Origin of the sequence: Caballeronia sp. dw_276, from assembly GCF_018449635.1 — a bacterium.
In the GTDB taxonomy this organism is placed as follows: Bacteria; Pseudomonadota; Gammaproteobacteria; order Burkholderiales; family Burkholderiaceae; genus Caballeronia.
Window position 1 is genome coordinate 396,963 of record NZ_JAAVUV010000007.1, and the last position, 20,826, is coordinate 417,788.

Genomic DNA, 20,826 nt, shown 5'->3' on the forward strand with positions numbered 1-20,826 from the left:
CGGGCTGACCGCAAGCGGGACATTCGTATCCAAAATCACTGGAGGAACAGCATGGCCAAAATCAACCGCGTCATGGTAGGCGAGTCGCTCATTGGCGACGGCAACGAGGTCGCACATATCGACCTGCTGATTGGACCGCGCGGTTCGGCTGTCGAAACCGCGTTCTGCAATGCCCTCGTCAACAACAAGGACGGCTTCACGTCGTTGCTGGCGGTTGTCGCTCCGAACCTCATCACCCGGCCGAACACGGTGATGTTCAACAAGGTCACGATCAAGGGCGCGAAACAGGCTGTGCAGATGTTCGGCCCGGCGCAGCACGCTGTAGCGCTCGCCGTTGCCGACAGCGTGGAAGACGGCACCATCCCGGCGGATGAAGCCGATGACGTGTTTGTTTGCGTCGGCGTGTTCATCCATTGGGAAGCCGACGACGACAAGAAGATCCAGGAGTACAACTACAAGGCGACGCGCGAAGCAATCCAGCGTGCGGTTTCCGGATCGCCGAGCGCGGCAGAAGTGGTGTCGAAGAAAGCGGCGGCTGCGCATCCGTTTGCGGCGGCCTGAATCCTAATCAAGGGTTCAAAAGTGGAAGGACCGGCTGCGAATTCAACTTGAATGAAGTTGATTCGCGGCCTGTCGCGCGCGCACTCAACCGTATGAATAAAGCTTTGGCAGAGGCACTGTAATGACTTATCGATACTGCGTGCGGCTGTTGCTCGCCGGTCTCGCGGTGGCGCCGGCGATTGCGCTTGCGGCGGATTCCGGCCAAGCCGCGACGCACAGCTACGACTATCCGACTCAGGGACGTGTGGAATACGTGCTTGGCTGCATGGACGACAACGGTCACGACTTTGCGAACGTGTACAAGTGCTCGTGCGCGATCGATCACATTGCGCAGGCTCTTCCCTACGATGACTACGTCGAGCAGATGACGTTCTCGAAGTATTCGACGCTCGGCGGCGAAGGCGGCAACGAATTCCGGGTGGATCGGGCAAAGGCGCAGACCAAGAACTTCCGCTCGATACAAACCGAAGCGTTTCGCGCATGCGGCGTGACCAAGGCCGCGGCGAAGTGAAAGCCGGTTCACGACCGGATCACTGACAGGGCAGGACCCGACGCCGAACGGCTTTTTCTAGCCTCTTCTCTCGATCACCACGCCCACCGAATCCACGTCATCGAATTTGGCGGGCTTGGCGAGAGAGACCCGCACCCAGCGTGCGCCGAAATCCTCGATCAACAATTGTGCGACTTTCTCGGCGAGCCGCTCAAGCAGCTGGACTCCGTGCGAAGCCATCAGCAATCCGAGCGCATCGTGCACCGCCGCATAATTGACCGTGTCCTCGATCCGGTCCGTCAAACACGCGCGTATGGACGGCATGCCGATCGCGAGATCCAGCCTGACCGGCTGTGGATCGTGCAACTCGCTCGCGTCTATACCAATCACCGTTTGCGCGGTGAAACCGTTGATATAGACGATGTCCATCGGCGTGTCGCTCACGGTTTGCGGGAGGACGACGGGAATGACGCGGCGCGTCGGCCCCGGCGAACCGGCTGAACCGTGCGTGGGTCGGATTGCATCGAAAAGCTCCATGGAGACTCCATCACCGGAAAGCAGAAGGGACAAGACCGCGAGGCAATAAAGCAAATTCCGGGCTCAGTGACCAACCCTGACGCGACTACTTATTGAACAGTAACGTCATCGGATGTAAAGTTTTGCGCATGACGCCGGTTCATAAGCACTTCAGAATTAACCGGTTGGTGCGAAAGCGTGCAGAGGGCCGTACCAAAGACACGCACGCGCAGGGGAATACCATTAGATACGGCGCCGCGGCGCTTGCGAACCGTCGCAAGAACCAGCGGACGCCCCGGAGACAGGCCCCATGTCCATGTCGTCGCTTGCTGACAACAACGTGCACGTACGAGACGTACTGAACATCGTCAACAACCAGTTGCCGACGCGCCCCACGAGCGACTCCGTCGCGCAGTCGTGGATGCGATGCCTCAAGGAATTCCGGCTCGACCCCGCGCGCTTTGTCATGCCGCCTGTGCTGACACAGCAGGAACTCACTGCACGGCGCGAAGCGGCGAGCGATCTTATCGCGTGCTCGAAGCTCGAGATGACCACGCTCTACCAGCAGCTCGCCGACCCGGAACTGGCGGTCGTGCTGGTCGATGCAGACGGCGTGATCGTCCACCAGGTCGCATCCGTCCCCTTCGGCGAAGCGATTGCGGCAGACGGCCTGCGCGTGGGCGCGCTCTGGAGCGAACGCGAAGCGGGGACGAACGGCATGGGTACGTGCCTCGCTGAGCGCGAATGCATTGCGGTTTACCAGCACGAACATTTTTATCCGCGATATACATCGCTGACATGTTCAGCGGCGCCGATCTTCAACGATCGCGGCGAAGTCGCAGGCGTACTCGATGTCACGAGCCGCTCGAAGCTGCTGCAGCAGCATTCGCTGGTGCTGGTCGGGATGTCGCGGCAGATGATCGAAAATCGTTTGCTCGATGCGCGGTACAGGCACGCGAACATGATCCACTTTCACAGCCGCCCGGAATTCGTGGGTACGCTGCACGCCGGCAAGCTCGCGGTAAGCGACGACGGCGTCGTCCTCGCAGCCAGCCGCAGCGCGCTCTTTCAGCTCGACTTCCGCTCGCATGCGGAGCTGTGCGGCAAACGCATCGAGGAAGCGTTCAACGTGCCGCTGGAAGACATGATCGCGCGCAGCATTCGCGGTTCGTTCCATCCGGTGACCGTCTACAGCGCGAACGCCAACAACCGCTTTTTCCTGATCGCTCAAACACCGCGCGACGCCGCGACCAGCGCAACCCGCATCCTGATGACGGATCCGTCGAGCCGCGCGGTATCCGCGCCGTCGTCCGCTGCGCCGTCTGGGATCGGGCGCGCCAAAGGTGTCCGGCCAACACGCGATCTCGCCGTGCAGGACGGCAAGCTGGAAAAACTCGCGCATCTGGAATTCGGCGATCCGCGCATGGCGTCGCAAATCCAGCTCGCCGTGCGCGTGATCCAGCGCAAGATCCCGATCATCCTGAGAGGCCAGACCGGCACCGGCAAGGAAGTGTTCGCGAACGCGCTTCATAGCATCAGCCCGAACAGCGCTGGCAGCTTCGTTGCAGTCAATTGCGCATCGTTGCCGGAGAATCTGATCGAGAGCGAGTTGTTCGGTTATCGTGCGGGGGCCTTCACCGGCGCGCAGCGCGAGGGACGCCGCGGCAAGATCGTGCAGGCGAATGGCGGCTCGCTGTTCCTCGATGAAATCGGCGATATGCCGATGGCGTTGCAAGCGCGCTTGCTGCGCGTGCTCGAGGAACACGAGGTCACGCCGCTCGGCGCGGAAACCACCGTCAAGGTGGATTTCCAGCTGATCAGCGCGAGCCACAGGAACCTGCTCGAACTCGTGCAAAGCGGCGCTTTCCGCGAAGACCTCTATTACCGGCTCAACGGTATCGAAATCAACCTGCCGCCGCTGAAAGAACGCGCCGATGCGCTCGCGCTGATGCACCATCTGCTGGCGGCCGAAGCGGAAGAACCGCCCACGCTGAGCGCCGAAGCGCGTCATGCGCTGTTGAATTATTCGTGGCCGGGCAACATCCGCCAGTTGCGCCATGTGCTGCAGATGGCCGTCGCGTTGTGCGATGGAACCGAGATCGACTGCTCGCATCTTCCGGTCGAGATCGTGCAATTCGCGGGTACGACGCAAGCCGCGCGTCTCGGCATGGGAATGGGATATGGCGTGAACACCGCGCCTGCGGCCGGCCCCTACATGCACGCTGCCGAAGATTCCAACACATCTGAACTCAACGCAATTCAGCTCAAGGAACGCGAGACGGTGCTCGAGCTGCTCGATGAACACCGTTGGAATGTCAGCAGCGTGGCCAAGGGACTTGGGATCAGCAGGAACACGCTTTACAGGAAGATGCATCGATTGCATATCCGGCTTTCGCATGACGGATCGGCGCTTCCTCCCAACGCATGAGCGAACCGTCAGCGCCCCGGCTATCCACGCCCGCACCCACGCCTGCGCGCAAGCTTGACCAGTTCAAGCCCGATGCGCGCTTCGCGTGGTGCGTGACCGGATCGGGCCACATGATAGAAGAGTCAATCGAGCTTGCGCGGCGGTTGTCAGGCGTGGACCTGTTTTTATCGTCGGCGGGCGAAGAAGTCTTGCCGCTCTATGGCTGGCCCTTGCCCAGACTGCGCGAATATTTTCGCGTGTTCCGCGATAACAGCGCGAGCGGCGTTCCCGTAGGCATGCTTTACGAAGGGAAATATCACACGGTCGTGATTGCGCCTGCAACCAGCAACACGGTCGCCAAATGCGCGCTGGGCATTTCAGACACCCTGCCGACCAACCTGTACGCGCAGGCCGGGAAGCAGTGCATTCCAGGCATTGTTTTCGCATGTGACACCGCGCCGAGCGTGATCACGCAGAGTCCTCACGCGTGGGTCGAGGTGCGTCCGCGCAATATCGAACTGCAGCGTGTGGACCAGCTTGCGCTGATCGAGCATACGACGGTAGCGCGCTCGCTCGATGAGTTGAAGGCGGCGCTCGATCAACGGCTATCGATACTCGGGCTCGCATGGAACACATCGTCTTCCTGACAGGCAGGCTTGCCGAACGCAGTTTGCGTCAGGTGCTCGAAGGCATGGCGCCCGCGCCATTCACGTGGGAAGTCCGCGAAATCGGCTTGCAAGTCGCGGCGTTGATGACCGCCGACATGATCCGGCGCCGTGTCTCCTTGCCGCTTGCTGCGACCAGGATGATCGTGCCGGGCAAGTGCCGTGGCGATCTCGATCTCTTGAGCCAGCATTTCGGCGTGGCGGTCGAGCGCGGTCCCGAGGAGGTCAAGGACTTGCCGCAGTTCTTTGGACGCGAGGCGCGGCATCTGGATTTATCGCGCTATGAGACAGAAATTTTCGCGGAGATCGTCGATGCGCCGCGGCTTTCGGTTGAGGGTATCGTCGAGCGCGCGTCCGCCTACGCGTCTCAGGGCGCCGATGTAATCGATATCGGCTGCTTGCCCGAAACGCCTTTCTTGCATCTCGAAGATTCCGTGCGCACGCTGAAGGAGCGTGGGTATCGTGTGAGCGTGGATTCCATGCGTACCGATGAACTCGTGCGTGGCGGCCAGGCCGGCGCGGATTATCTGATGAGCCTCAACGCCGATACGTTATGGATAGCTGATGAAGTTGCATCGGTGCCTATCCTCGTTGCGCGTGAACCAGGAGATTCGGCTTCGCTCGATGCCGCCATCGATACGATGTTGTCCCGCAACCGTCCCTTTCTCGCCGATCCCATTCTTGATCCGATTCCGTTTGGACTGGCGGCATCGATAGCGCGATACGTCGCGTTGCGCGCGCGCTATCCGGACATTGGCATCATGATGGGCATCGGCAATGTGACCGAACTCACCGAGGCTGATACGAGTGGCATGAATGCCGTGTTGCTTGGCATGGCGGCGGAGTTGCGGGTGAACGCGGTGTTGACGACGTCGGTGAGTTTGCATGCGCGGCGCGCGGTGAAGGAGGCGGATGTCGCGCGGCGGATGATGTTTGCCGCGCGCGAGGCGCAGGTTTTGCCAAAAGGGATCTGCAGCGATCTTTCCACGCTGCATGACAAGCGGCCTTTTCCTTACGACGCGGGAGAGATCGAGTTGTTTGCCGCGGCCGTGCGCGATCCGAATTTCCGTGTCCAGGTCGCAGCCGATGGAATTCATGTCTATAACCGCGATGGGCATCAGGTGGAAAGCGATCCGTTCGCGCTTTATCCCGGGCTGGGGCTGGAGGCCGATGGCGGGCATGCGTTTTATATGGGGGTGCAGCTGGCGCGGGCTGAGATTGCGTGGAAGCTGGGGAAGCGGTTCGATCAGGATCAGGGGTTGGAATGGGGGGTGGGGGTGGAAAGATCCACCGTCGATCTTGATAAATGGGAGGCGGTTGGGAGTACGCGGAGGAAGGGGTGAGTGTAGTCGAGGGGTTGGGGTGGGGGTCCTGCTTTTTAGGTCTTCGCGCGTTCTGTCTTAGCTGTTCTCTTTAGCACTGTTAGCTACTGTCCGTGGCGGCACTTCATTTCTTTGTCCAACGGCGACAAAGAAACGAAGCAAAGAAAACGCCTCTCAACCGCTAATTCTTAAGTGTCCCCAGCGTGCAGCGACAACGATTTGGTACCCCAAAAGCACGCTCGGCGCATAACCCCGGACAGTTGAAACCCTCCCCCTCCGTCAAAGGCAACCCACACGCTTCGCCACCAGTGTGGGAATCCATCAACCAAGCTTCCCCGCTGCGCGCACTGGCGCCCAAACCGAAGGGTCGGCCGTGCCGGTGGGGAGGCTTTGGGTTCAAGATGCTTTGGATCTAGTGGGCTAAGCCGTTGTTATGCGTAGGCCAGGTTTCCGTATTAACAGATTCCCACACTGGTGGCGAAGCGTGTGGGTATCCGTGTTCGGAGGGGGAGGGTTTCAACTGTCCGGGGTTATTCGCCGAGCGTGCTTTTGGAGTACCAAAACGTTGTCACTGCACGCTGGGGACACTTATGAGCGATTGTGGAGAGGCGTTTTCTTTGCTTCGTTTCTTTGTCGCCGTTGGACAAAGAAATGAAGTGCCGCCACGCACAGTGGCTAACAGTGCTAAAGAGAACAGCTAAGACGGAACGCGCGAAAGCCAAAGCAGCAACAACCCAGCATCAACTCCGCCCCCCGAACCCCAAACCCCCAAGCGCCAGCGACCCTTTACTGATATCTCTGCGCCATAACCTCCAACCCGACCACCTTGATCTTGTCCGCCTGCCCCGCACATCCAAACGCCTCGAACCTCGCCACGCATAAATCCCGCGCGGCGGCCGTCGCCGCCTTCAACGCCTGACGCGGGTCAAACTCCCCCCTGGCCATTGCAAGCGACCTCCGCATGGCCCCGGTCATCGCCAACCTGATGTCGGTATCGATATTCACTTTGCGCACGCCATTCGCAATCCCGCGCTGAATCTCCTCAACCGGCACCCCATACGTCACCGGAATCTCGCCGCCATGCTCGCGAATGATCGCCAGCCATTCCTGCGGCACCGACGACGAACCGTGCATCACCAAATGCGTGTCGGGAATCATCTTGTGTATGGCAACGATCCTGTCCATCGCCAATATCTCGCCATCAGGCTGACGACTGAACTTGTATGCGCCATGCGACGTGCCAATCGCAATCGCCAACGCATCCACCCCTGTAGCTTCAACAAACGCCTTGGCCTGCTCCGGGTCGGTCAACAACTCGTCGCGAGATAACTTCCCTTCGGCGCCGACGCCGTCCTCATCGCCGGCATGGCCCGTTTCCAGCGATCCCAGACATCCCAGCTCGCCTTCCACCGATACCCCCACCGCATGCGCCGCCTCGGTCACGCGACGGCTGACCTCGACGTTGTATGCGTAATCCGCAGGCGTCTTCTGGTCGGGCAACAAAGACCCATCCATCATCACCGATGTAAATCCCGAACGTATCGCCTGCTGGCACACCGACGGACTCGCACCGTGATCCTGATGCAGCACGACCGGCAAGTCGGGATGCGCTTCGAGCGCTGCAAGCACGAGGTGGCGCAAGTACGGCTCGCCCGCGTATTTGCGGGCCCCGGCCGACGCCTGAAGGATCACGGGACTTCGCGTCGCATGGGCGGCCTGCATGATCGACTGGATCTGCTCCATGTTATTTACGTTGAAAGCCGGCACGCCATAACCGTACTCGGCCGCGTGATCCAGCAACTGACGCAATGCAATGAAAGGCATATCGGACTCCGTAATATCGATGAAATTCCGGGACTCAATGAACGCGTCGAGCTTCAGCAAGCGATCCTGCCGGCCTCGCCGATCACGCGCTCAACCGTCAAGCCGAAATACTGGAACAACGCTTCGGCGGGCGCGGATTCGCCAAAGCTGTCGATACCGATTACACCGCCCTCAAGCCCCACGTACTGCCGCCAGAAGGCGGTCACGCCGGCTTCGATCGCAATACGCGGCACGTTCGGCGGCAACACGCGGTCGCGCCACGCACGTGACTGGCGATCGAACACATTGGTAGAAGGCATCGACACCACCCTTGCAAGCACACCGTTCTCGCGTAAAGGCTCGATAGCCGCCAATGCAAGCGCGACCTCGGAACCCGTCGCGATCAACACCACGCGCTTCGCCACACGGCCCATGGGCTCCGGCCAGTCGCGCAGCACATAACCGCCGTGCGCGATCGCATCAATCTGTTCTTCATCGCGCGACACGAACGGCAAGCTCTGGCGGCTCAATAACAGACACGACGCACGATCGCGATCGACCGCACACACCCACGCCTGCGCGGTTTCCACCGTGTCGCAAGGGCGCCAGACATCGAGGCCGGGAATGAGCCGGAGACTTGCCGCATGTTCGATCGATTGATGCGTGGGTCCATCCTCGCCCAAGCCAATCGAGTCGTGCGTAAAGACAAAGACGGCGCGCAATTTCATCAACGCGGCCATGCGCAACGCATTCCTCGAATAGTCCGAGAAAGTAAGGAACGTGCCGCCAAAAGGCAAATATCCACGATGCAACGCGACACCGTTCAAGGCCGCGCTCATGCCGAATTCACGCACGCCGAAATGCACGTAGTTGCCGCCGTGCAGCGTGCCGCCTTCGGCATTTACCGTGACCGCCTCTTTCCATCGCGTCAGATTGGAACCCGTGAGATCGGCCGACCCTCCGAGCAACTCAGGCAACGCGCGCGCCAATCCTTCTATGGCCTGTTGCGAGGCCTTGCGCGTTGCTATCAATTGACCCGCATGGTCCGCATCCTGCACCAGCGCCGACGCCGCCGCGCGCCATTGCGCCGGCAACGCGCCACGCATGCGCCGCTCAAACTCGGAAGCCTCGCGCGGATACTGCCTACGGTATGCATCAAAACGAATGTTCCAGTCCGACTCTGCCTTCCTGCCGCGTTCTCGCGCGTCCCATCGGCTACGTATTTCAGCGGGGATATCGAAAGGTGCATGAGGCCAGTCGAGCGCGCGGCGCGTCGCTGCGACTTCATCTGCGGCAAGTGGCGCGCCGTGTACGTCGTGCGTTCCGGCCATCGACGGCGCGCCTTTTCCAATGACGGTCTTGCAGCAGAGCAACGTCGGCTTTCCAGCGGATCGGGCAGCGGTTATTGCACGATCGACGACGTCGACATTGTGACCATCGACGTCGCGCACGACATGCCAGCCATAGGCTTCGAAGCGCGCGGGGGTATCGTCGGCGAACCAGTTCGCTACGTGTCCGTCGATCGAAATGCCGTTGTCATCGTAGAGCACGGTCAGCTTGCTTAAGCCCAACGTGCCCGCAAGCGACGCCGCCTCGTGCGAGATGCCTTCCATCAGGCATCCATCGCCAACAAAAACATACGTCCGATGATCAACGACCGCATGCCCGGGACGATTGAATTCCTGCGCGAGCAGCGCCTCGGCAAGCGCCATTCCAACCGCGTTCGCCAGGCCTTGCCCGAGCGGTCCGGTCGTCGTTTCAACGCCTGGCGTGAGGCCCACTTCGGGATGACCCGGTGTCTTGCTATGCAATTGCCGGAAACGCTTCAGTTCATCGAGAGGCAGGTCGTATCCCGTTAAATGCAACAGGCCGTACAACAACATGGAACCGTGTCCGTTCGATAAAACGAAGCGGTCCCTGTCAGCCCAATCCGGATTGTGCGGGTTGTGTTTCAGATGCCGGCTCCATAACGCCACGGCGATCTCGGCCATGCCCATCGGCATGCCGGGATGACCCGACTTCGCCTGGCCGACTGCATCGACGGCCAGCATGCGAAGCGCGTTTGCCATCAGACGAGTGTCGTCTTGAACGACGGGCGGTGAGTGTTGCTCGATGACTGCGTCCATGGGAATGCTCCTTTTAACAATGAACAAAACGCTCAGGCTCGGGCGCGGCGATCGAGCAATTGCAGGATCAGCGGCGTGAAGATGAGTTGCATGGCAATCCCCATCTTTCCGCCCGGCACGACGATCACGTTTGGACGCGACATGAACGAGTCGTGCAGCATGGTGAGCAAATACGGGAAGTCGATACCCTTCGGGCGCGCAAAACGGATCACGACAAAACTTTCATCGGGCTGCGGAATCTCGCGCGCGGTGAACGGGTTCGATGTATCTACAGTCGGCACGCGCTGGAAGTTGACGTGCGTGCGCGAGAATTGCGGACAGATATAGTTCACGTAATCCGGCATGCGGCGCAGGATGGTATCGACCACGGCCTCGTGCGAATAACCGCGCAGGTTTTGATCGCGATGCAACTTCTGGATCCACTCCAGATTGATGATCGGCACTACGCCCACAAGCAGATCGGCGTGCTTTGCCACATCGACTTTATCCGTCACGGCGGCGCCATGAAGGCCTTCATAGAACATCAGGTCCGTGCCTGATGTAACGTCTTCCCAGGGCGTGAAGGTGCCCGAATCCTGTTTGTGAATCACGGCTTCTTTCTCGTCGTGCACGTAATGGCGGATCTGGCCACCGCCGCTTTCGCCGTAGGTCTGGAACAGTTGCGCGAGTTCTTCCAGCAAGTTGGCTTCGGGACCGAAGTGACTGAAGTTATGTACGCCGTCGCGTTCACTTTGCTTGAGCGCCTCGCGCATGCCAAGCCGGTCGTGTCTGTGGAACGCATCGCCTTCCACAATCTGCGCATTGATCTTTTCGCGCCTGAAAATATGCGTGAAGCTCTTCATGACGGTTGTCGTGCCCGCGCCGCTCGAGCCGGTCACCGCAATGATCGGGTGTTTGAGTGACATAACGTGTCTCCTGGTTTCGTGTCCGGATTCGGGTTCGCTCAGACCGGGGCTTCGGGCAGGAACAGAGACCGTGTGTTGAAGAGAGGCGATGTAAAAGGCTTGTCCTCGCCGCGATCGTAGTCGGCGTGATAGCGCGCAATGCGCTCGACTTCGTTCTTCGATCCGAGGATGACGGGCACGCGTTCATGCAACGCGCGAGGCAACACGTCGAGGATGCGCTCGCGTCCGGTGATCGACATGCCGCCGGCTTGCTCGACCAGGAAGCTCATTGGGCTGGCTTCGTACAGCAGACGCAGGCGGCCTTGCATCGCGGGCGTCTTGAAGTCGCGCGGGTACATGAAGACGCCACCGCGCATCAGGATGCGGTGAACCTCGGCGACCATCGAAGCAATCCAGCGCATGTTGAAATCGCGTTCGCGGCAACCGCTGCGGCCGTCCTTGCACTCCTGCACGTAACGCCGCACGGGCGGTTCCCAGAAGCGTTCGTTCGATGCGTTGATTGCGAACTCACACGTGTCTTGGGGAATGCGGATGTCGGAATGTGTCAGCACGAAGTTGCCGACCTCGCGATCAAGCGTGAACCCGTGCGTGCCGTTTCCGACGGAAATCACAAGCATGGTGGACGGACCATAAACCGCGTAACCCGCCGCCACTTGCTCATGGCCAGGGCGCAGGAACGCATCGCGGACTCCTGAATCAGCGTTCGCTTCGCTGGAAATTCTCAGGACGGAAAAGATCGAACCGACCACACCGTTGATATCGATGTTCGAGGATCCATCCAGCGGATCGAACGCCAGCAGATATTCGCCGCGCTGATACCCGGGCGGAATCGCATACACGTCTTCCATTTCTTCGGACACCATGCCCGCAAGCAAGCCGTCCCACTCGCAATGCTGCAGGAAGATCTCGTTGGTCGCGATGTCGAGCTTCTTCTGCTCTTCGCCATGCGTGTTGATACTCGACGCCGATCCGTAGTTGCCGCCCAGCGCGCCCTTGGTCAACTGTGCGGAGATAGTCTTGATCGAAGCGGCGACATCGATCAGCAACGCGGAGAGACCGCTTGCCTGAACCGGCGATGGACTGCGATCGAGCGTATCGATAAGAAACTTGGAAAGTGTTGTCCGTCCGTCCAGCATGGCGCACTCCTGAGAAGTTGTGATCAAGCGGGTCTGGGCGGAGGCGCATCAAACACACGGCTCGCGCGGATATCAGTGGCGGACAACAAGGTCAACGCATCGGAACTCGACGGGCCGGCGCCTTGCATTGCATCGGCGAAAATGCGGCTCGCCTGACGCAAGCGCGCGCGGTCCAGCGCGTTGCGGATCGAGCGTGCATTGGCGAAATTCGGTTGGCTAATGCGGCGCGCGAGATAATCCTGGAACGCAGCGCGCGCTTCGGCATCGAGCCTGTAATGCATGCGCGAAAGCATGCCTTCGGCAATTTCAAGCAACTCGGCGACGTCGTAATCAGGGAACGTGATGTGGTGCGCAATGCGCGACCGAAAGCCCGGATTGCTCTGGAAAAAGGTTTCCATCCGTTGCTCGTAACCCGCGAGAATCACAACCAGATCCGAGCGCTGGTTCTCCATGACCTGCAGCAGAATCTCGATCGCTTCCTGACCATAGTCGCGCTCGTTCTCGGGGCGGTACAGGTAATACGCTTCATCGATGAAAAGTACGCCGCCCATCGCGCGCTTGAGTACCTCGCGGGTTTTAGGCGCTGTATGGCCGATGTACTGACCCACGAGATCGTCACGCGTAACTGAAACAAGATGCTTGCGCCGGATATAGCCTAACCTGAACAGCACGTCCGCCATGCGCAGCGCAACGGTCGTCTTGCCTGTGCCCGGATTGCCTGAAAAACACATGTGCAAGGTGGGCACGCCGCTCGCAATGCCAAGCGTTTCGCGCGCACGTTCCACCAGCAGTTGCGCCGCGACCTCCTTGATACGCGTCTTCACGGGCGTCAACCCCACGAGATCGCGGTCCAGTTCGGCGAGCACCTCGCCAACCGTCGATTCGCGAAACAACGCAACGAGATCGACGCTCGGTTGCGCGGATTCAAGTACTGGCAGGTCGGCGACGGCTGACGACATGTTCAACTCCTTTTCAGTTGCGGGCGGGCGGTTGATCCAGTGAATAGGCTTTTATCGCGTAATGCTGGACGCGGCCCTGCACGTCTTGCCGTTCAAGGCGGAAGCCCGGTTCATAGTCCGGACGATTCACGATGAAAGAAAGGCGCATGGTCTCGAAGCCGCGCACCGAATCAAATGCGTTGACCTTGATGTACTGCTGCGGATAAGCATTGCGGCATGCGGTAACTTCCATCATCGCGCCCGCTCCATCCTTCAGGTCGAACATCGGCAAGCCCCACATTTCCCAGTAGGTATTGCGCGGATGCGGGTCGTCGGTGTATTCCACCGAACATGCCCAGCCCTGCTGTAACGCATAGTCGATCTGCAAGCGAATTTCTTCGTCGTTGAGTTCGGGGAGAAATGAAAACGTGCCTTGGGTGATTCGCATGGCGTGCCTCTCGTTCAAGGTGTTGGTTCAAGCCGGTGTCGGCGTGGCGGCGAAATCGGGCGTGTCCGTCGATGCATAGTTGAAACTCACATCACGCCATGTATCGAGCGCCTGCTTCAAAGGCGTGCACCAGCGCGCTGCATTCTCAAGAATTTCCGGCCCTTCATTTGCAATGTCGCGGCCTTCGTTGCGCGCCTTCACCATGCATTCGAGCGCCACGCGATTCGCCACCGCGCCGGCTTGAATTCCGCCAGGATGTCCGATGGTGCCGCCACCAAACTGAAGAATGCAGTCGTCGCCGAAAAGATCGAGCAACTGGTGCATTTGCCCCGCATGAATGCCGCCCGATGCCACCGGCATCACCTTGCGCAACCCCGCCCACGATTGTTCGAAGAAGATGCCGCGTGACAGATCCACTGCATTGGTCGAGTCGCGCAACACGTTGTAATAGCCCTGTACCGAAAGCGGATCACCTTCGAGCTTGCCGACCGCGGTGCCAGCATGTGCATGATCCACGCCTGCCATGCGCAGCCATTTCGCGATCACGCGAAACGAAATGCCGTGATTGCGCTGCCGCGTGTATGTGCCATGTCCCGCGCGATGCAGGTGCAGGATCATGTCATTCTTGCGCGCCCATTTGCCCATCGACTGGATTGCCGTCCAGCCGATCACGAGATCGATCATCACGATGCACGATCCGAGCTCCTTCGCGAATTCGGCGCGTTCGTACATGTCTTCCATGGTTGCGGCGGTGACGTTGAGATAGTGGCCCTTCACTTCACCGGTCGCGGCTTGCGCGCGGTGCACGGCTTCCATCGAAAAGAGGTACCGGTCGCGCCAGTGCATGAACGCTTGCGAGTTGATGTTTTCATCGTCCTTCAGGAAATCGAGGCCGCCTTTCAGCCCTTCATACACCACGCGTCCGTAGTTCTTGCCCGAGAGCCCAAGCTTCGGCTTGACGGTTGCGCCGAGCAGCGGACGGCCGTACTTGTCGAGCCGTTCGCGTTCGACCACGATGCCCGTAGGCGGCCCCTGGAATGTCTTGAGATAAGCAACGGGCATGCGCATGTCCTCGAGACGCAGCGCCTTCAGCGGTTTGAACCCGAACACATTGCCGATGATCGACGCCGTCAGGTTCGCCACCGATCCCTCTTCGAACAGATCGAGTTCGTAGGCGATGTACGCAAAGAACTGCGGTTCTGCGCTGCTCGATGAAGGCACAGGGTCAACCCGATAGGCCTTTGCCCGATACATATCGCAAGCGGTAAGGCGATCGGTCCAGACCACGGTCCAGGTTGCCGTCGACGATTCCCCCGCCACCGCGGCCGCCGCTTCCTCCGGCTCGACGCCCGCTTGCGGCGTGATACGGAAGAGCGCGATGACATCGGTATCTTTCGGCACGTAATCGGGCTGCCAGTAACCCATCTCGCGATACTTCATGACGCCCGCGGAATAGCGGGAACGGGTCGGCTGCGTCGTGGATGCCGGGGCGACCGCGGCCTGGGTGAAGTCGTTCATTAGCGTTTCCTCGATGGGTTGGGTCAGCGGTCGGGAAGGCTTGCGCTGTGAATGCAATGTAGGCGCGACCCGTAGCGAGGGGAATTCACGATTTGCTTCGACAGGCTTAAGCAATCCGTTAACGTGGGGAACACCCTGACGACGCCCCTCTCTGCGACGTGGGACACTTTGCTGCAGAACCGCGACAGTCAGATGTGCACGTCGCGCGGTAAATTCCGCCGGCAAAATGTGCTGTCCACCCGTTGCGTGTTCGGTATGCGCTTCAAACAGGCGCCTGTGCCGGCCTTGTTTGTCAGGCACGGTGTTTGCATTGAAAAAGTTGCCGGTACGCGTGCGAAAGCGTCGCTGCGCCGGTATCCGTTGGATAACTTGATGGAGACGACTATGCAGTGGACGACCCCGAGCTACACCGATATGCGTTTTGGTTTCGAAATCACGATGTATATCGCAACGCGTTAAGCGCTGGCGCCGCCGTTAGCTGAAATCTGACGCGCGGCTTTCACCGCTGTTCGTTTAATGCAATAACTGTTTAAAGTCATTTCAACGTCATAACCGCCGGCCTTTAGTGCGCTGCGTCGACCAGCGTTTCCCGCCATGATCCACGAAACCATCGTCACGACCGCGGCGAGCGACGGCCGGCCTCACATTGCGCCCATGGGCGTACGATTCGAGGACGGGCTGGCAATCCTTGCACCGTTTCGTCCGTCGGCGACACTCGACAACATCATCGCAACGCGTGCGGCTGTCATTAATTTCACGGCCGATGTGTGCGTTTTCGCGGGCTGCGTGACAGGTTCCAAGAAGGAATGGCCAACGCTTTCCGCCACCGTCGTCAATAGCGTGCGTCTTGCGGATTCCCTTGCGCATACCGAACTCGAACTTCATTCACTTCAAGACGATCCGCAGCGGCCGGTACTGCGTCTGAAGAGCGTGTATCGAGAAACGCATGGACCGTTTGAAGGTTTCAATCGTGCGCAGAGTGCGGTGGTCGAAGGTGCGATTCTTGTCAGCCGGCTTTTCATGCTGCCCGCAGACAAAGTCGACAACGAGATGGCATACCTTCAGATTGCCATCGATAAAACCGCCGGCGAACGCGAACTTTTGGCATGGGGCTGGATCACGGCGGCAGTCGCGCGTCATCGTTCAAACAGTAAGCAATCCGATGTAACGCGCGAACCGAACACTGCCGCGTCCGAGCGGCGCTGAACATTCAGGAGCCTGACATGACCGCATTGCTCGCGAGCGTCCGCTCGTCTGAAGAAGCGTTGGACGCTGCACAGGCCGGAGCCGACCTGATCGACTTGAAAGAGCCGGATGCCGGTGCGTTGGGGGGCGTATCCCTCGACGACATCACGCGGATCGTGGACCTGCTGCGCGCACGATTTCCTGTCAAGCCGATCAGCGCAACCATAGGCGACATGCCCACGGACGCGCTCGACGAGATCACCCGGCGGGTTATCGATGTAAGCAATTCGGGCGTGGACTACGTGAAGGTCGGCGTGACGCCTGGACCCGCAGCGCGCCGTTGCCTCACTACGCTGGCGAGCTTGCCTGCGGCTGTAGTACCCGTGCTGCTTTGTGATGGCGGTATCGATACGGAACTCGTTCGGTTCGCCGTCGAGCTGGGCTTTGCAGGAATCGTCTTCGATACCGCTACTAAAAACGGCCAGACCATTTTTGATTGCGTGGAGTTGGGCACGCTCAAGGCATGCTTGCGTGCTGCAAGCGCACGCGGCGGGATGACCGGCCTCGCCGGTTCAATGAACTGGACGCATCTGGCCTTGATACACGAACTCGCGCCGGACATCGCGGGTTTTCGCACCGCGTTATGCGACAACGGCCGCGTGTCCCGGCTCGATCCTTCGCGTGTTGCGCAGTGGGCGGAAGCGCTTCATCATCACGCCGTTGCCTGAATTCACGCGACAGGAATATGCAGCAACCTCTCGCGCATCAACGCCGCGTCGCCCTTGTTGAACATCTCGACAACGTAGTTCGCGTCCTTGACGTGTTTTGCGAAACTCGCATCGACCACGCCTTTGCCGGACAACGTCTCCATAGGTGTGCCGGCTTCGACCGCGCATGACTTCACTACTACCAGGCGCTCCGCGTTGAGCGTGGTCGAAAGCCATGCCGCAAGACTATCCGATGTGGTGTTCCAGTTCGTCATGTCGTCGGGCTTGTCGCGCATCAGATCGGTGGGGACCCACACCGCGACGCGGCCATCGCGCAACGCCCGGCGAATACGCATTTCGTTCGATGCCAGCACCAGTTCCGGCATCACCCCCTGCATCAGAATTGCATACTGCGCCATCGCAAGCAGACACATGTTGTGAGCTGCGAGGTCGCCGAATTGCCACTCGCTCTGATACTGGCGAACCGTGTCGGCGAAATCCCCGCCGCCCGGTACGATCACAACCCGTCCGCCGCCCACTTCCCAAAGCTGGGTAAGCCATTCGCGCAGCGCCGGGTCGTGACTCAGGCTTCCCCCGATTTTCACCACCCACATGACATGTCCCCCGCTTTGAGTTGCACTTGATTCAAGCGCCCGGATGCGCGACTGTGTTCTCGTGTTGCGTGAGCCGCGCTACTGCCACGCTCGGCGCGCACGTTGCAATCCATTCTCGGCGCTCCTTGTCGGCGCCGGGTGCATCGGCGAGATCGGAAAAGTCGATGAACGCCCTTCCCGCATCTTGCGCCATCGTTTCTATCAAAAAGCGTCCGCAACCGGCCCCGACCAGCGGCGCCCGCTGCAACGACGGATGTGCAGCGATCACACCATCGAGGTTCGCCGTCAAGATCTGCATCTGTTTTTCACGCCAACCGAAAGCAAAATCACGCCATGCATCTTCATCAGCGTCGCGGGCATCGCGTCCTATGGTTCGTGCGATTCGCGCACGGCTTGCAGCTTGCGTCTTCGGTCCGTTGTCAGCGCTTGCATGCTGATCGTGCGCCGGCCAGAGTTCGCCCGTCAACCGGTAAACATCGGCTGTGGTGGCAAACCACTCATTCATGACGTTGGCCTCTTCGCCGCGAAATCCGATGCGATGCGCGACGCCGCACAAAGGCGTGCGAACGACGCCTTGATAAACAAGCTCGCCGCTGACGAGCCGGGTTGCATCGTTGCAACCACGTGCTGCAGCGCGTCCCGCGACAATGGGCACGATATCGGTCGTGGTACTACCTATGTCGATGAGCACGGCATCTTTCAAGCGGTGCGCAACCCATTGCGCGGTCGCAAGCCAGTTCGCCGATGCAACCTCGCGCCATTGCGCAACGCAAGCCTTCGCTTCCAGCCAGCCAGCCGGGCCCGCGAAAAACCGTGTGTCTGGTCCTAGCCGCTGCGCCAATGTATCGACGAGAACCCGCACACCTTCCGCACGATCCGCGAAGAGATCGACCATCTCGCCCGTCATGGTCACCGCGTGTCGCGCACGCGGATCACGAGCGCGTGGCCATCGCTCGAATACCGAATCGATGACCCGTTCCAGGTGACCAAGTCCCTGCCATAACGGACACGGCCATTGCGCGATGTCGCTCAGTTCGCCCGACTTACTGAGCATCGAGACCTTGACGTGCGCACCGCCCACGTCCCAGCCGAAAATTGCGCATTCGACGTTCATGCCCGCGCTCCTGCAGTAGACGTCACCCCGTGCGCCTTGAGCAGATCGCCTGCAAGATTGCGTCCGAGTTGCGCCGACAAACCCGCATAGGCTGCCGTCAGCCGCGGGTTCACTTCGATCACGATAGGCCCGCGCTGCGCATGCCAGACCACATCGATGCCGACAAACCCGCGCAACCCCGGTATCGCCGATACAACCCTGCGCGCAAGCGTTTCCAGCTCGACGCCTTGCGCGCTGCGCTTATCGATCTGGTTGATTTCGACACCGCTGAACTCGACCACGCGCGCGGTTTTTCCGGTCGCGGCGGCATCGGGCAAACCGATCAGCTGGCGGTTGATACTGACGAGTTCGACACCGTGCGCGCTGCACACGAGCGAAAGGCTTAGCGGCTCGCCATCGACCCATTGCTGCATCACAGGGTTGCGCCCGGCTGCCGCGCGGGCATCGTACTCGGCACATGCATCTTCGATATGGTCGTAGACGAACGTATCGAGACCGCCGGCGCCGTCGTCTGGTTTGACGACCCAGCGCAGATCCGCGCCGGTCTCCGGGGCAAACCCATCCGGTTCGAGCGCGGCTGTCACTGCAATGCCGTGCGCTTCGAGGCACGCAGCGGTTGCGCTCTTGCTCGATGCCGTCCTGATCGCTTCCTTCGAACATCCCAGCCAGCGCGCCGCGCCCACAGAGTCGTGCAGATGCAGCAACAGGCCATCGCATTCCGGTGCGATGATCCACGCGTGGTCGTGCTGACGCGCCACGCGGGCGACAAACCCCGTGATCGATTCGCCGGGCATTGCGATGCAATGGGAACGCGTTGGCTCGACGTTTTCAAAGCGCGAGCTCGCGAAGGTGACCTGCACGCCGTCGAGTTCGGCAAGATCGGCGACCAGGGCATCGCGCATGGCGCGTCCTTCGACGATCAGCGCGCCAAGATCGAGCAAGCTGGGTTCGCCGGCCAATGCCGGGTCGATGCCGCCGCCGGTGAGATACTCGTACACGAATAACTTGATCAAGGTTCCTTCCATGCAAGTGATACCCGTACTCGATCTGCTCGATGGCCACGCCGTTCGCGCCGTGCGCGGCGAGCGGGAACGCTACCGGCCCATCGAGTCCTCGCTATGCGCGACCAGCGAACCGCTGGGCGTCGCGCGGGCGTTGCTGGCCGCGACCGGCGCGCGCACGCTCTACATTGCTGACCTTGGCGCGATCCTCAAGCGGAACGATCACGCCGCCCACATTACTGCGCTGTTGGATGCGCTCGACATCGAAATCTGGCTCGACGCGGGTTATACCGATTTCGCCTCCATGCGTACGTTGTTCGATCGAATCGATACCGCTCGCTCCAAACTCGTTCCTATCTTCGGCACTGAGACGCTCGTCAACGCCGATGCACTACGTGAAGCTCAATCTGCCGGCTTCGAGCCGGTGTTATCGCTCGATCATCGGGCTGGGCGTCTTATGGCTGACCCGGCTGCCGCATGTTCTGACATATCGTGGTGGCCATCGCGCGTGATCGTGATGACGCTTGATCAGGTGGGCGCCTACCAGGGTCCGGACCTCGCCACGATCGACGCCGTTCGCGCGCAGGCGGGAGACTGCGAATTGATCGGCGCGGGTGGCATCCGTGATGATGCGGATCTTTCCGCGGCCGCGCGAAGTGGCGCTTCGGCATGGCTGGTTGCATCGGCGATTCATGATCGGAGGGTTAGTTTGCAGCGGTGGATCGAGCCTGAGTGATTACACAATATCCATGCCAAGGGGGGGCGCTGGCGCTTGGGCGGTTGTTTGTAGTGGTTGGATTCGATGCTGGGTTGCTGCTTTTTAGGTCTTCGCGGGTTTGGTGTTGGCTGATTTTTTTAGCACTATTAGCCACTGTGCGTGGCGGCACTTCATTTCTTTGTCCAACGGCGACAAAGAAACGAAGCAAAGAAAACGCCTCTCAACCGCTAATTCTTAATTGTCCACAGCGTGCAGTGACAACTGTTTGGTACCCCAAAAGCACGCTCAGCGCATAACAACGAACAGTTGAAACCCTCCCCCTCCGTCAACGGCAACCCACACGCTTCGCCACCAGTGTGGGAATCCGTTAACCAGGCCTCCCCGCTGCGCGCGCTGGCGCCCAAAACGAAGGGTCGGCCGTGCCGGTGACGAGGCTTTGAATTCAAGTTGCTTTGGATCTATTGGGCTATTCCGTTGTTATGCGTAGGCCAGGTTTCCGTTTTAACGGATTCCCACACTGGTGGCGAAGCGTGTGGGTATCTGTGTTCGGAGGGGGAGGGCTTCAACTGTCCGGGGCTATTCGCCGAGCGTGCTTTTGGGGTACCAAATAGTTGTAACTGCACGATCGGGACACTTATGTGCCCTTGTTTGG

General features: G+C 60.0%; 20 protein-coding genes. 9 read left to right on the forward strand and 11 right to left on the reverse strand.

Annotated elements, in window-relative coordinates:
• Positions 1–51: 51 nt before the first annotated feature.
• Both fae and HB633_RS17790 read left to right on the forward strand, forming a co-directional pair.
• Positions 52–561 carry a formaldehyde-activating enzyme gene (gene fae / locus HB633_RS17785; protein ID WP_213779479.1) on the forward strand — a complete coding sequence of 170 codons (510 nt, stop codon included), beginning with the start codon at positions 52–54 and terminating at the stop codon, positions 559–561.
• A gap of 121 nt (positions 562–682) precedes the next feature.
• Positions 683–1,072 carry a hypothetical protein gene (locus HB633_RS17790; RefSeq protein ID WP_213779480.1) on the forward strand — a complete coding sequence of 130 codons (390 nt, stop codon included), beginning with the start codon at positions 683–685 and terminating at the stop codon, positions 1,070–1,072.
• Positions 1,073–1,129: 57 nt separating this feature from the next.
• Here HB633_RS17790 and HB633_RS17795 read toward each other — a convergent pair whose 3' ends face one another.
• Complete coding sequence (locus HB633_RS17795) at positions 1,130–1,588, reverse strand: dihydroneopterin aldolase (RefSeq protein WP_213779481.1); 459 nt, start codon at positions 1,586–1,588, stop codon at positions 1,130–1,132.
• Positions 1,589–1,883: 295 nt separating this feature from the next.
• On the opposite strand from HB633_RS17795, the gene HB633_RS17800 reads away from it, so the two are divergent.
• The 3 genes from HB633_RS17800 to HB633_RS17810 are packed head-to-tail and all read left to right on the forward strand — an operon-like array spanning position 1,884 to position 5,982.
• Positions 1,884–3,995 carry a sigma-54-dependent Fis family transcriptional regulator gene (locus HB633_RS17800; RefSeq protein WP_213779524.1) on the forward strand — a complete coding sequence of 704 codons (2,112 nt, stop codon included), beginning with the start codon at positions 1,884–1,886 and terminating at the stop codon, positions 3,993–3,995.
• The gene (locus HB633_RS17805) at positions 3,992–4,621 is read left to right on the forward strand and encodes a flavoprotein (protein WP_213779482.1); all 630 of its coding nucleotides are present in this window, start codon (positions 3,992–3,994) and stop codon (positions 4,619–4,621) included. The genes HB633_RS17800 and HB633_RS17805 overlap by 4 nt, the downstream gene beginning before the upstream one ends.
• Positions 4,600–5,982: a DUF6513 domain-containing protein gene (locus HB633_RS17810; protein ID WP_213779483.1), complete on the forward strand. Its 1,383-nt coding sequence runs from the start codon at positions 4,600–4,602 to the stop codon at positions 5,980–5,982. The genes HB633_RS17805 and HB633_RS17810 overlap by 22 nt, the downstream gene beginning before the upstream one ends.
• Before the next feature lie 765 nt (positions 5,983–6,747).
• Here the strand turns inward: HB633_RS17810 and fba are convergent.
• From fba to HB633_RS17845, 7 genes are read right to left on the reverse strand one after another with little or no spacing between them, the layout of a single operon-like run.
• Positions 6,748–7,785, reverse strand: coding sequence for a class II fructose-bisphosphate aldolase (gene fba, locus HB633_RS17815; protein WP_213779484.1), 1,038 nt, complete (start codon positions 7,783–7,785; stop codon positions 6,748–6,750).
• 53 nt (positions 7,786–7,838) lie between these two features.
• Positions 7,839–9,890, reverse strand: coding sequence for a transketolase (tkt, locus tag HB633_RS17820; RefSeq protein WP_255580976.1), 2,052 nt, complete (start codon positions 9,888–9,890; stop codon positions 7,839–7,841).
• 32 nt (positions 9,891–9,922) lie between these two features.
• Positions 9,923–10,795, reverse strand: a complete 873-nt coding sequence (locus HB633_RS17825) for a phosphoribulokinase (RefSeq protein ID WP_213779485.1) — start codon at positions 10,793–10,795, stop codon at positions 9,923–9,925.
• A gap of 38 nt (positions 10,796–10,833) precedes the next feature.
• Complete coding sequence (locus HB633_RS17830; protein WP_213779486.1) at positions 10,834–11,931, reverse strand: class 1 fructose-bisphosphatase; 1,098 nt, start codon at positions 11,929–11,931, stop codon at positions 10,834–10,836.
• Positions 11,932–11,954: 23 nt separating this feature from the next.
• Positions 11,955–12,890 carry a CbbX protein gene (gene cbbX, locus HB633_RS17835; protein WP_213779487.1) on the reverse strand — a complete coding sequence of 312 codons (936 nt, stop codon included), beginning with the start codon at positions 12,888–12,890 and terminating at the stop codon, positions 11,955–11,957.
• 13 nt (positions 12,891–12,903) lie between these two features.
• Entirely contained in the window at positions 12,904–13,317 is a 414-nt protein-coding gene (locus HB633_RS17840) for a ribulose bisphosphate carboxylase small subunit (protein WP_213779488.1), read from the reverse strand.
• A 27-nt stretch (positions 13,318–13,344) separates the two neighbouring features.
• Positions 13,345–14,835 (reverse strand): ribulose-bisphosphate carboxylase large subunit, encoded by a 1,491-nt coding sequence (locus HB633_RS17845; protein WP_213779489.1) that lies wholly within the window; start codon positions 14,833–14,835, stop codon positions 13,345–13,347.
• Between the two features lie 384 nt (positions 14,836–15,219).
• On the opposite strand from HB633_RS17845, the gene pqqA reads away from it, so the two are divergent.
• The 3 genes from pqqA (at position 15,220) to HB633_RS17860 (ending at position 16,748) form a co-directional block, all read left to right on the forward strand.
• Entirely contained in the window at positions 15,220–15,294 is a 75-nt protein-coding gene (gene pqqA / locus HB633_RS17850; protein WP_013342881.1) for a pyrroloquinoline quinone precursor peptide PqqA, read from the forward strand.
• A gap of 135 nt (positions 15,295–15,429) precedes the next feature.
• Complete coding sequence (locus HB633_RS17855) at positions 15,430–16,041, forward strand: DUF447 domain-containing protein (RefSeq protein ID WP_213779490.1); 612 nt, start codon at positions 15,430–15,432, stop codon at positions 16,039–16,041.
• A 17-nt stretch (positions 16,042–16,058) separates the two neighbouring features.
• Entirely contained in the window at positions 16,059–16,748 is a 690-nt protein-coding gene (locus HB633_RS17860; RefSeq protein WP_213779491.1) for a (5-formylfuran-3-yl)methyl phosphate synthase, read from the forward strand.
• 2 nt (positions 16,749–16,750) lie between these two features.
• On the opposite strand, the gene HB633_RS17865 is transcribed toward HB633_RS17860, so the two are convergent.
• From HB633_RS17865 to HB633_RS17875, 3 genes are read right to left on the reverse strand one after another with little or no spacing between them, the layout of a single operon-like run.
• Positions 16,751–17,341, reverse strand: a complete 591-nt coding sequence (locus HB633_RS17865) for an aspartate kinase (protein ID WP_213779492.1) — start codon at positions 17,339–17,341, stop codon at positions 16,751–16,753.
• Positions 17,342–17,372: 31 nt separating this feature from the next.
• Positions 17,373–18,455 carry a hydantoinase/oxoprolinase family protein gene (locus tag HB633_RS17870; protein WP_213779493.1) on the reverse strand — a complete coding sequence of 361 codons (1,083 nt, stop codon included), beginning with the start codon at positions 18,453–18,455 and terminating at the stop codon, positions 17,373–17,375.
• Positions 18,452–19,468: an ATP-grasp domain-containing protein gene (locus tag HB633_RS17875; RefSeq protein WP_213779494.1), complete on the reverse strand. Its 1,017-nt coding sequence runs from the start codon at positions 19,466–19,468 to the stop codon at positions 18,452–18,454. The genes HB633_RS17870 and HB633_RS17875 overlap by 4 nt, the downstream gene beginning before the upstream one ends.
• A gap of 10 nt (positions 19,469–19,478) precedes the next feature.
• Between HB633_RS17875 and HB633_RS17880 the strand changes: the two genes are divergently transcribed.
• Positions 19,479–20,192, forward strand: a complete 714-nt coding sequence (locus HB633_RS17880; protein ID WP_213779495.1) for a HisA/HisF-related TIM barrel protein — start codon at positions 19,479–19,481, stop codon at positions 20,190–20,192.
• Positions 20,193–20,826 lie beyond the last annotated feature (634 nt).